The organism is Oscillospiraceae bacterium (genome assembly GCA_015068525.1).
GTDB lineage: Bacteria > Bacillota > Clostridia > UMGS1840 > HGM11507 > SIG450.
Map to the genome: position 1 here is coordinate 74026 of SVKJ01000008.1, position 13057 is coordinate 87082.

Genomic DNA, 13057 nt, shown 5'->3' on the forward strand with positions numbered 1-13057 from the left:
TTTTTCTCCTTTAATTGAAACATTCATTACAAGTATCATATCCATTTTCTAAAAGTACATCGATATTTCCAAAGTAAGTTTCTTTATTCTTATCTTTAATAGACTTAATATTTGAACATTCTTTTCTATGTACTTTTTTGGAACTTGTGTTTAATATAAAACTTGTTTCATTTTTATAATCTTCCGTTTTAAAAGTGTAATTTTCATCTTTTTTACTTATTCCAGATGCATAGTTTATTTCAACGCCGGGTTGAACATTATAGCAATACACATTAAAGCATATACCGTTTCCGTTATCTTCCATAGATAACGCTTCCATTAATACACCACTTGCGACAAGATTATCTTCTTTAAAAACAGGAGTCACTCTCATTAAAACATGGTTGTCAGTTTCTTTTATGTAGTCTGCAACCATATTTTCAAAAGGTAACATTCCCTCAACATTTAAATATCTTGTGCCTGTTATGAGATTTCTCTCGTTTGCATTTTCTCCTGTTAACTGAAAGCCTAATAAATGACACCTGTTATAAAGATATTTTCCGTCAACCCAGTCGTATTTTACTGTATGCCACCCTGAAGGCTTAACCTGACCGATTGCCTCTCTTTCTTCTTCGGGCATTAAATCCTTTCCTATTGATGCCATAACAACACCGCATCTTCCCAATCTGTCAAGGTCACTGTATGTTTCGTAAGAATCAGTTGTATATTCATCTTCAGAAAAAAACGGTAGGTTATCATTTATTACTACGTAAGGCGAACCTGAAAATTCAGGAATATTATCAAGCGCGATGTTCGGATATTTTAAATTATCATTTTCGCTTTTGAAAAGTCCTGAAATAATTAATATAACGGCAATAACTATAACCACAATTTTTCTATACTTTTTCATAATATACCTCCGTTATTTTTTTGTGACTGTTTCCTTCAAAATCACTTGACTTAGCAACTCTAAAATTGCTTGGCAGAACAAATTTTAAATCACAAGGATAAACAGTATTCCAACAAAACAGTATAACTTTGTCAACTTTGGAAAAATCACATAACTCAGGACTTTCTACAAAAAAATAATCGTCAGCGTATGCATCTTGAGGGACTTTATCACAAATTATAATCTTTTCTTTTTCAAAAAGATTTTTTGAAAAATCGGTAGTAAAAAGTCTATTGTTTTTTGTTATTTCGTAAATTCTGTCTATCACTTCTTTATCTTTTGTCTGACGCCTTTTATTAAATTGAATTCCAAAATTATTATCAACACATGCTATAATTATCATAAAATTACTTCCCTTTAATATAATTTAAATACGTGTTGCCGTTGCAACACGTATTTAAATTATATTTTATATTCACTAAAATTCTTTATGTATTTATCAGAGGTTTCTTTGATTTGTTCCTTAAATTCTTTAAACGAGTTATCATAAACACCGACAACATTAAAACCTGCTTTTTTCGCAGAAACTATTGCGTGATAAGAATCTTCAAAAATTACGGTTTCTTCCTTATTTGTTCCAAGTTTTAAAAGTGCTTCTTCAAAAATTTTTGCACTGTCTTTCTTACTCTCTTTAACATCTTCGTTTGTGATAATAAATTCAAACATATCAAATATGTTGTGCCTTTTAAGAGCATATTCAATTAAATATTTGTTGGTTGCAGAGGCAATACACATTTTAATATTTTTCTTTTTTAGTTTGTTTAAAAAAAGATGTACGTAAGGTTTTAGAGGTATATTGAATTTGTAATTACTTTCTATAAGAGAAAGTACTTCTTTTTCTATTTTTTCACAGGACTCGGAAAGATTAAAATGTTCTTTCATATATTCACATGCCTTAGGGATAGTAAGACTGTCAATAATCTGCTTTTCTTCTAAAGTAACCTGTTTACCTTTTCTTCCCAAATAGATTTCCACTATTTTTCTCCAGAAAACCATTGAATCCAGTAAAGTGCCGTCTAAATCAAATATAACACCCTGCATATATTAACACCCCATAAATATTATTAAATCCGTAAAAAATAATAACATATTTTAGACATAAAGTCAATTTAATATAGAGATTTTTTAAAAAATATCTTTACAATTTGAAAATAGTATGTTATAATATTTTGGTATTTAGGGGTATAGCTCAGTTGGTAGAGCAGCGGTCTCCAAAACCGCGTGCCGTGAGTTCAAGTCTTACTACCCCTGCCAAGAAAAAAGACATCCATTGGATGTCTTTTTTCAGTTATATTTGCCTTTGGCAAGTTATATTGCTACGCAGTTATATTTGGCTTACGCTTAGTGATATTGTGCTTTCGCACAGTATAAAGGCAAAGATAATATCACTGAAACTGGAAGTTTCAATATCACTTTTGATTTATCAAAAATATCACTCCATCGAAGATAGAATATCACTATTTTTGCATCAATTTCCCATCCGTTCTTACCCGTTTCTAACGATTCCGTCTGCTACATCATCAAAAAAGCATCAAAGAATTTTGTTTTCTTTGTTTACAGTATATCAAATTTTGATATGTCCTTAAGTTTATTATCAGGGTATATTTTCGGATCCCTTGTGTAAAGGTTTTGTGTTAAGAAAACACACTGCTGCCTTTTCCTTGAGTAAACGCTGACTAATTCGTATTTCATCACTTATTTGAGGAGAAGGAACTTTCCTGTTTTAATAAAAATACCGCTAATACAAATATATGAGTATGATAAATAAAGTTATAGGTTAAATTAAAATATGTTGACAATTAATTAGAAATATAGTATAATAATACAAAAAAGAGACGTAAATTTTTTAAAAACCCTTTTAAATGTAGAAAAGTAAAAAAGATATCTGCGTAAAATAATCCAAATATTTAATGTGTAAAATATTGAGGTGATTGTGAATATGCTGGAAAAAGATAAGATTTTATTTTGTACTGCAAAGGAATTTTTTGGAGGTTATCCTTTTAAGGTTATAAAAATTGTTGGAAGTCTTTTAGGAGAGACGTATGTTCAAAAATTTCATTATCATGATTATATGCAAATATGGTATGTGAAGAATGGTCAGTGTATTCATTATTTTAATGATGTAGAATATAAACTTTCAAAAGGCGATATATTTATTTTGCCTCCTTATGTTTCCCATAAAATTATTGCTGAAAATACTGAAAATATGGAACTTATCGGATGCGAATTTGTGGAAAAATTTATTGCCAATCCAAATGGAGAAAAGGATAATTTTGATTTTAATTATCTTAAACCATTTATAGTCGATACTGAAAAAATAAAACCTATTTTTTCACTTGATGGTTCCGCAGTTAAGGAAATTGAAAAATTGCTCGAAGAAATTGTCTGGGAATATGAGCATAAAGAAATGTTTTTTGAGATGTATACTAAAGCAAATATATTAAAGATACTTTCTATAATCGCAAGGCAATATAGCAAGATTGTGGATATTTCTCAAAGCAATTTGATAAATAAGTATAAAGACGCTATTGCAAAAATAATACTTTATATGAATGAACATTGCAAGGAAAGAATTTATATAGATGATATGTGTAAAATGGCAAATATGACGCCTTCGTATTTTTCCTATGTTTTTAAAACTATTACAGGGAGAAATTTTACCGAATATTTAAATTCGATTAAGATTTCAAAAGCAAAAGTTATGCTTTTACAATATAATAAGAAAATAAGCGAAGTTTCTGAAGAACTTGGATTTAGCGATCATGCGTATTTTTGCAGAGTTTTTAAAAAGGAGACAGGAATTTCTCCGGGAAAATATAGGAGATTTTCCTGATAATTACATTTTTTATTACTCGATTTGTTTCCTTTTTTTAAAAAAAACAAGGGTTAAAAACACACTTTGTACAAAGTGTGTTTTTTTGTGCGAAAAATATAGTATTTTTGTCCAAAATTTACGAAAAATTATCCAATTGAAAAGGGCGATTTGTGATGTTATACTAAGTTTACAATGGAATGTTAAAAGGAGGAATAAGCTTATGATTAAAAGGAAAATTATGGCACTAATATTATTGTTATCTGTGATTTTTACTTTATGTCCGTCTTTTGCAGTATTTGCGGATGGATTTAACGAAGAGTATATTATGGAAATTGAGTTTTTAAAAAATCTTAAACTTATCGATGATGATTATGATGCCACACTTGTTATTACAAAAGGGGAAATATCGGTTATGCTGCTTGATATGCTTTATCCTGAAACCGATTTTTCATCTCATCTTGGAGAACCTGCATTTAATGATGTGACAAATGAACATAAATATTATTCATATATAAAAGCCTGCAGGGATTTAGGAATAGTAAATGGAGATTTGAACGGAAATTTCAATCCTGATAGGCAGATATCACTTATAGATGCTTTGACAATGGTTATAAATTCGCTTGGATATTCCTATCATGCTGAGCAGTTTGGAGGGTATCCAACAGGTTATTATGAAATTGCTAGGCAAACAGGCGTTTTAAAAAATGTTGGTTTGTCACTTTTTGATATAATAAATGGCGGAGATGCTGCGAGAATTATTTATAATTCACTTTTTGCAAACCCTGTGAAGATGGTGTCACTGGGAACTGATGGTGTTAAACTTGAAGTTGATAGTACTAAAACTATATTAAGTGACAGATTCTCTATTTATGAATATGATGCAACTGTTATTGATAATGGTATTGTAAGTATAGAAGGAAATTCAATTGATGATAGAGAAAAAGCAGTTATAAGATTAACCAGAGATGGATCTTTGGTTACTGCATACATAAGTGATATAAACGTTTCTTCCTATCTTGGTCACAGGGTAAAAGCATATATTAAAAATAATACCCGGGAAGGAAGATATGAGTTCGTTTATGTTGCACCTCACAAGAATTCTGAAATTGTAACTCTTAACGCAAAGAATATTATAAATGTTACTGCTTCTTATGTTGAGTATGACCTTGATGAAAATACTTCGGATACCGATAAGGTCAATTTATCCTCCGAAAAGCCAGTTCTTATATATAATGGTGTTAAAATAATTGACAAAACACTTTCAGAACTCCTTCCGTCTGATGGATACGTTGAATTTTCCGATAATACAGGGGATGGGAAATACGATGTAATTTTAATATATAGTTTTAACTACTTTGCCGGAATGTATAATGCACCTGCAAGAAATATTGTGGTTGACAGTGTTATAACCGAAGAAGATAACGAAGGAATTTCCTGCCTCTTTAATCCCATAAAATCAATAGAGTTAAACAGTGATGAATATATTTACGATTTTATAATAAACGGTGAATTCAAAAGTTTAAAAGATATTGAAAAAGGTATGGTTGTTTCGGTTGCAGAATGTCCGGAAAAAATTGACGGGAAAACATACTATATGCTTGCTGTATCTGAAAAGTCACTTGAAGATAATCTTGACAGTGTAGGGCAGGATGGTAAACTTTTTGTTTCTTCTGGAACACAATATGAACTTTCAACAAGTATCACATGTGTTAAAGCATCTTTTTTAAATACTTTAAAAATCGGAAAAGAAATTGAACTTTTCCTTGATATAACTGGTAAAGTTGCTTATGCAAAAACTGAAGATGGTGCAGCTAAAGATTATGCTTATATTGTAAAGGCTGTAAAAAAATCTGACAGTGACGAGTATATTCTTATAAAATTCTTTTCTAAAGACGGTAAAATGAATGAAATGGTTTTATCTGACAAAGCAACGGTTGACGGAGTAAGAGTTGCAGGTAAAACTGCTTTGGAAAAACTTTCGCTTATAAATGACCGCCCTTCTGTATCAGGTATAGTAACAGGGGCAGAAACTACAGGCAGACCTGCAATTATAAAAGTGTCTGACAATAAGATTGTAAGTATTGATACCGATACACCAAACCCTAATTTGTCAACAGGAAATATATCCGAAACTTATGTCCAGCAATCTGTTATTCAGTACTATGAAGATGATGCAAATAGTTTCGATACCTTAAAAGCCGGTTTCAGAAGTCCGAGAATTATTACTTTCAGAGGAACTAATAAAGGTCTTGGTGGTAAATTCTTTATAACATCACAAACGACTGTTTTACACATTCCGGAAATTGATACATGGGGGCTAAAAAGTCTCGCACCTTACAAACCGTATGGCTATAATTCAGGTTATTTATCATCTTCTTTCTCATCACCTGATAATATAAAATATTATGAAATGGAAAAGATAGATGAAAATTACAAGGTATTATCAATTTCAAATTTACCTGCAGCATATTCTATTGACGTACAAGGTTACGATATTGACCCTGATACAGGTGTCGCAGGACTTCTGGTTGTAAGAGGAAGAAGAGATACATATCGTTCAGGAAGTGTATCCAGTGTAAATCCTATGGGTATTTTCTTAGAAACAACCGAAGCTTACGACGAAACTTTGGATAAGATAGTTACCAAAGTTCACTATTTTGAAAAAGGTGAAAAGAAATCAGCGATAATTGATCTTGATACTTGTTATTATCCATATAAAGCATTGATAAAAGGAAGTACAACATCAGAAAACCCTCATAATATCAATGTCACTCCGCTAAAACGTGGAGAAGTTATAAGAGCAGTTGTATCCAATGGTAAACTTAATCATATTGAGAGAGTGCTTATCTTGGAAGAGATTGAGAATGCAGGCGGATTTGTAAAATACTCTTCATCGCCATCAAATCCATATGCCGCAACTAATGCACATACGATAACCGGATTCCCTTATGATATGCCTGCAATAAATGAAGATGATTATGTAAATCCTGAAAGTTCATATTCAATTGCTACAGCTTACATTACATTAACACCTTCAATTTGTGAAAATATAGGTAAATATATTATATCGATGGATAATGCCGATGATACTGTCATCACGGAATTTAATGAAAATAATACATATAAACTTACTGATACATCAGGAACTTTAAGCGAAGTTTTTGTATCGGTTTACGATGAGAAAGGAAACCTTTTTGAAACCTCATATGCTTACGAAATCGATTTTGTTTATTCTGATGGTTCGGGAACTTATGAAGATCCGTATGTTATATCTACTGTAAAGCAATTTACAAGTGTGTTTGGTTTGGGAACCACCAATGAATTGGATAAAGTATATTTGCTTACAGGGTTTGACAAAACACCGCTTTCTCTTCCTGAAGATTTTAAACCTGCAAAAACCATTTTTACAGGTCAGCTTATAGGTGGAAATAAAACTGATGGAGTTATTAATTATGATGTTAAGCAGAAAATAAATATTTCATCATCTTTATCATCAACCGATTATATCAAAACGGGAAATTTGTATTGTGCAGGCGGATTGTTTCATATACTTTCAGGAGCTACTGTTAAAAATCTTGAAATTTGTGGAAGTATAACCTCTCAGTCAATTTCAGGAATAAGTTATTTCGGTACATTGGCAGGTCGTCTTTCTGACAGTTCGGTTGTTTCGAATGTTGATAATTATGCCGATGTTAAAAGTTATCAATCACACGGTACAGGTGGAATTATAGGTGTGTCAGGTTCAGGGATAAATAGTATTATAAATTGTAATAATTACGGAGATATTATATGCTCGGACAATTATGCAGGAGGAATAATAGGTGATAAATTCAGAACAACATTAGAAAATTCCTTTAACTATGGAAAAATAGAAGGTAAAAATTATGTTATATGTACCATCTTCGTTAAAGCATGTTCCCCTGATTATTAAGCCTGAAAAATCCTGTTCAAAACACTCATAATAAAACCTAGGGGTGTCACCCTCAGCAATATATACCCCTACCCAAATACCTTCAAGGTATTTATTTCCAAAGACTAGTTTTTATATAAATTTACATTTTATCATTATCATCTCTGCTAATTTTAGTATAAATCGATATGTGCCAAGAGATATTATCCCACTTAAAGATATTCCCAAAAATAAGTTTGTCTTTATAAAATCAGATAATAGACCCAAAATAAAGAATAACATTGCTGTTGTTATCGTAAAGACAATAGTTCTTAACTTTTCGTATTCCATATTTTTCTCCTTAGTATTCTTATTATAATTCCTTTCAATTATTATTCTGAAAATGATATTAGTTTTTCGACAAATCAAAACTTATTTTCTTAATATTATATCACAAAAAAAGTTTATTTGGCAATTTATAACAACTTTTTCTTATGCTAACTTTTACTTAGAAACTAACTTTCTTTTTCTAAACTTATGTCGATTCACAACAATAACAGTACTGAATTTGTCTGATTTTCGGAAATGCTTTTTGAAAGCTAAAATTTTACAGCGTTCTATAATTTAGCTTTTCTTATCCCAATTTTTATAAAAATATGTAAAATTATTGATTAAAATGTAATTTTAGGATATAATTGTAAGGAACACTTCATATAATAGTTAAAAGCAATGTTACAGGCACAAAGGAGGAATTAATATGAAAATAACTTTTTTTATTGGAAATGGATTTGATTTAAACCAAAATTTAAAAACATCATATCCTGAATTTCTTAAAACATATCTACCTGAAAAAGAAGAAGATTCAGATATTGTAAAATACTTTAAGAAAAAATTAGAACAATATAATTGCTGGAGTGACTTGGAATCTTCTCTTGGCAAAATTTTAATTCATTATGATGAGGAAACAATTGATGATTTTATTAAAGGATTAAATGATATAAAGAAATGCCTTTCCTTATATTTGTCAGAACAAGAAAAAAAGTTTAAATATAAATTTAGGAAAATAAAAAAAGAATTAAAGCGCACTTTCGCAATGTATTACAATAAAAAAGGTTATCTATATCCATTCTTTGATTTATATGCTGATAATTCGGAAAACAATGAAATCAACTTTATTACATTTAATTACACCAAAATTCTTAATAAAATGGTTGCTAAAATTCGCAAAAAAAGGTATTCTTTTGATACAAAGACGACACACAATTCTATTGGACAGGTTATATCAATACACGGAAATACTAATAAAGGGTTTATTTTGGGACTAAATGATAAATCTCAAATAAACAATGACAAGCTTAAAAACAATGACAAATTGTTACAACACATAATTAAATCAAATCAAGTTACAACCATGAACAGATGTAATACACATAACGAGGTTCAGAAAATCATAGAGAATTCAGATATTATTTATGTATATGGAATGTCGTTTGGTGAAACAGATGCTACATATTGGGAAACTATAGTTAAATGGTTAAAAACAAATGCGTCTCACAAACTAATTATAAATAATTATAACCCCTCTTTCAATCCCATCGATATGGGAGCCATCTCTTATAATTCTCAGAAAATATCTTATATTTTTAAGAACTATGGTGCTAATACAAACATATTAGAAGAACAAGTTTTCTATATAGAAAACTCCACCCTTTTTAATTTTGTAAAAAAATCAAAAAAACACAGAATATAACAGTTAAAATGAATTTATAGCAAAATTTATTTTGACCACATGATATCCCACAGTTAGCTCTGGACTACATGGAAACAGTGGAGATAAAATGTCTAAAGAGTATGTTGAATGTAGCGGAAAGGACTAAAAAAAGAAAAAACCGCTATATATCAGGCTTTAGCGAGCGTTCGGGACAAAGTGGCAACAGGTTCAAACTATTCTAATAAATTAATAGATTGTTTTTTTAGATGTGTTTAGTTATAGGAGAATTTTCAATAGCATCAATAAAGCATCAAAAGGCATAAGGTTCAAAAGACCGAGTGTTACAAACGGCGGAGCGGTGGGAACAATTTGAACGGTCTTTTTAATTTGACATGACCTCCAAAACCGCGTGCCGTGAGTTCAAGTCTTACTACCCCTGCCAAGAAAAAAGACATCCATTGGATGTCTTTTTTCAGTTATATTTGCTTTTGGCAAGTTATATTGCTACGCAGTTATACTCGGCTTACGCCTAGTGGTATTGTGATTTCGCACAGTATAAAGGCAAAGATAATATCACTGAAACTGGAAGTTTCAATATCACTTTTGATTTATCAAAAATATCACTCCATCGAAGATGGAATATCACTATTTTTGCATCAATTTTCCATCCTGTTTCATCTATTTCCAATGTTTCCGTCTGCTACATCATCAAAAAAGCATCAAAGGATTTTGTTTCACTATTACATCCTTTATTCAACACACAATACCTTAAAGACAGTTGCAAGTCAAGTTAAAAGGTGAAATAGGTCTTTAAAAGAATTTTAAAAATATATAACAGTAATTTTATTGACATAAACATAACATAAAAGGGCGTCCCTTAATAAGTGGTTTCACTTTATTAAGGCAACGACCTTTTTTTAGTGCTGTGAGTTACTTCATTTGTTAATTTTATTACGGTACGAAGACGGCGTTATACCGATAGATTTTTTAAACATTTTCATAAAGTATGTCTCATCGGCAAATCCTACGGAATAGGCAATCTGCTTAATACTTAAGTTTGTGTTTAATAAAAGTTTTTGTGCTTCCTCGAGTCTGACTTTTATTATATTTCCTTTAGCTGTTAACTCACTTTTGTTTTTAAAAAGTTTGCAAAGATATGAATGGCTTATATTAAAATTTTTACATATTTCTTCAATTGTAAGTGAAGGTCTGGAATAATGAAGTTTTATATATTTTATAATAGATTCTACAATATTGTTGTTTGAAAGAGAATTATTCTGCTTTTTAATAAATGAGTCAATTATATTATAAAAAACGGATAGAACTTCATAATAACTTACATTATCGTCCTTAAACCTTTTTTTAATTAAATTTTCACATTGATAAATTATATCACTAAAGTCGCTGACTTGAATCACATAATTGTCTTTTTCAAAACCTATAAGATTAAGATACTTTTCACTTTTATTACCATTAAAATTAAACCAGAAATACTCCCAGGGGCTTTTCTTTTCAGGATAATATTTTGCCTTAGTTTCGTTGGGGAGCATAAAAATATCCCCTTTCTTTATTTTGTACTTCTTTTTGCCTACATATAAAGTTCCTGCACCATTTATAACAAAACTTATAGAATAATGATAACGTACACGATAATCTTTAAAAGGTTCTGCAATATGCGAAAAATTTGTGTATCCTACGGTAGTGATATATAAATCATTTTCAATAAAATTATAAAAAGGTATTAAAATTTCATCCATATCTTTATATTGCATTTTCATTTTCCTTTCCCTTCCAATGATATATTTTTCCATTTGAGATTAACAAATTTTTCTTATAATGTCAAGTATATTATATAAAGATAGTGTAAAAAAATACAGTTTTTTTACATAATTATCCATTTGAATTATTATAAGTGTATGATAAAATTAATTTGAAGATAAGTTTAGTGATAAAATGTAAAAAAACCCGAAAAAGATATAAAAACACATTAAGAAACATCAAGATGTATATGGTAAAATAAAAATGGAAAATCAAATAATGTAATTAAAAGTAGAGAACAAAAAAGCGATAAAGGGATAGCCGTCGGAGAGCTATCCGAACCCGCCTCTAACCCTTAAAAATCGGCTTTTTCGTTGTTGTCGATTCCGATATACCTCGTATTATCGAAATCTTCCGCCTGGAAAAACCAGAATTTTTAAGAGTTATAGGTTCGAAGAATTTTCAAATTAGGAAATTTTTCGATAGAATGAGATAAAAGGTGCAGGGAATATGCGATATTTCCAAGACTTTTAACGAAATTATATCAAAAATTTACAATTTAAAAACGAGTTCGGATAACTTTCCGACGGCTATCCACTTATTGTATATATGCAATAAAACCTCTTATTAAAATATATTAGCCGTCGGCTGTCAGGAGGAATACTATGAAAAAACTTACACGCAAAATAAGCCTATTGATATCTGTTCTTATATTATGTCATAGTGCTTTGCCTTTATTTATATACGCATCAGATGCATCGCCTGTTATAATTGAAGCAGAAGGTTTTGAAGTGGGTAATACGCATAATTTTAAGTTAATTGAAGATTCTTCTGCATCGGAAGGATACAGCCTTAAAACTTATGTGAATAACACTGCCAAGACTCCATCGTATAACGATGCAGGTTATATTGAATATACTTTTAACGTTTCACAAATCGGATATTATAATATATGGATAAGAAGTAAGTCTCAAACTACAGGAAGTGACTCGGTATATTATGCAGGGGTTAGTTCTGAAAGTTATGTATATAAAGAATTCCCTATAGATGAGACAAATTATTTGTGGTCAAGACTTGAAAAAGCATATCTTAATAAAGGAACTTATACAATAAGATTTTTTTCAAGAGAAGGAAATAGTGCGAATGGATTTTGTCTTGATAAAATCCTTGTAACCGATAACGGCTCTTATACTCCTTCGGGAATTGATGGAGCAAACAACACTATTGATAAAAATCTTCCTGATACATACGGGAAACCGAAGGTTTATCCTCCAAAGGATGAGCATCCGAGAGTTCTTGTAAATTCCCAATTGCTTGAAACGGTCAAAAAGAATTTAAATCATGAACAAAACAAAGATATGTATGCAAAGGTTCAAAGTTATGCAACGCAGAATAAGAACGGTATTCTTTTGGAGAACAGTAAAAATAACTATTCTGAAACTGAACTTGCAATAGCGGAAAGCTGTGCATTTATGTATCTTATCGATAATGTTGAGAATTTTTCTTATGGAGAAAAAGCTATAACAAATATTAAAAATATATGCAATACACTTGTTCTTACAGATAATAAATTTGTTACAAGAGCCGCAGGTCATACAATTTATGTAACAGCACTTATATATGACTGGTGTTATGACCTTCTTGATGAAACTGAAAAAGAAGAACTTATCGGGCATATTGTTAATCTTGCAACAACAATGGAAATTGGCTGGCCTGCAACAAAACAGGGTAATTTCGTTGGTCACGGAAGTGAAAGTCAACTTTTAAAAGATTTGTTTGCAGCAGCGGTTGCAATTTATGATGAATATCCTGAATTTTACGAACTTGTTGGCGGAAGATTATATAACGAAATGATTCCTGCAAGAGACTTTATGTATGAAGGTCATTATTTCCAGATAGGAAGCGGATACGGACCTTACAGATATACAGCAGATATGTGGAATGCATTCTTGTTAA

Annotated in this window: 9 protein-coding genes and 1 tRNA gene; 5 read left to right on the forward strand and 5 right to left on the reverse strand. The window is 30.4% G+C overall.

The genetic code is table 11. The features are described 5' to 3' along the window. Nucleotides 1–10 precede the first annotated feature (10 nt). From E7419_04320 to E7419_04330, 3 genes are read right to left on the reverse strand one after another with little or no spacing between them, the layout of a single operon-like run. Nucleotides 11–889 carry a hypothetical protein gene (locus E7419_04320; protein MBE7014417.1) on the reverse strand — a complete coding sequence of 293 codons (879 nt, stop codon included), beginning with the start codon at nt 887–889 and terminating at the stop codon, nt 11–13. Beyond that, nucleotides 876–1271, reverse strand: a complete 396-nt coding sequence (locus E7419_04325) for a hypothetical protein (protein MBE7014418.1) — start codon at nt 1269–1271, stop codon at nt 876–878. The genes E7419_04320 and E7419_04325 overlap by 14 nt, the downstream gene beginning before the upstream one ends. A gap of 59 nt (nt 1272–1330) precedes the next feature. Continuing rightward, nucleotides 1331–1969 carry an HAD family phosphatase gene (locus tag E7419_04330; protein MBE7014419.1) on the reverse strand — a complete coding sequence of 213 codons (639 nt, stop codon included), beginning with the start codon at nt 1967–1969 and terminating at the stop codon, nt 1331–1333. Between the two features lie 137 nt (nt 1970–2106). Here E7419_04330 and E7419_04335 point away from each other — a divergent pair. From E7419_04335 to E7419_04345, 3 genes are all read left to right on the forward strand, one after another. Further along, a tRNA-Trp gene (locus E7419_04335) sits at nt 2107–2182 on the forward strand. Nucleotides 2183–2867: 685 nt separating this feature from the next. Beyond that, nucleotides 2868–3761, forward strand: coding sequence for a helix-turn-helix domain-containing protein (locus E7419_04340; protein MBE7014420.1), 894 nt, complete (start codon nt 2868–2870; stop codon nt 3759–3761). After that, nucleotides 3691–7674, forward strand: a complete 3984-nt coding sequence (locus E7419_04345) for an S-layer homology domain-containing protein (protein MBE7014421.1) — start codon at nt 3691–3693, stop codon at nt 7672–7674. The genes E7419_04340 and E7419_04345 overlap by 71 nt, the downstream gene beginning before the upstream one ends. Before the next feature lie 111 nt (nt 7675–7785). On the opposite strand, the gene E7419_04350 is transcribed toward E7419_04345, so the two are convergent. Continuing rightward, a complete protein-coding gene (locus E7419_04350) occupies nt 7786–7983 on the reverse strand; it encodes a hypothetical protein (protein MBE7014422.1) in 198 nt (65 codons plus the stop codon). A gap of 406 nt (nt 7984–8389) precedes the next feature. Here E7419_04350 and E7419_04355 point away from each other — a divergent pair, with 406 nt between their 5' ends. Next, a complete protein-coding gene (locus E7419_04355) occupies nt 8390–9382 on the forward strand; it encodes a hypothetical protein (GenBank protein MBE7014423.1) in 993 nt (330 codons plus the stop codon). An 896-nt stretch (nt 9383–10278) separates the two neighbouring features. On the opposite strand, the gene E7419_04360 is transcribed toward E7419_04355, so the two are convergent. Continuing rightward, nucleotides 10279–11154 carry a helix-turn-helix domain-containing protein gene (locus E7419_04360; GenBank protein ID MBE7014424.1) on the reverse strand — a complete coding sequence of 292 codons (876 nt, stop codon included), beginning with the start codon at nt 11152–11154 and terminating at the stop codon, nt 10279–10281. 612 nt (nt 11155–11766) lie between these two features. On the opposite strand from E7419_04360, the gene E7419_04365 reads away from it, so the two are divergent. Next, a partial coding sequence (locus E7419_04365; protein MBE7014425.1) for a hypothetical protein occupies nt 11767–13057 on the forward strand: 1291 nt, incomplete at its 3' end.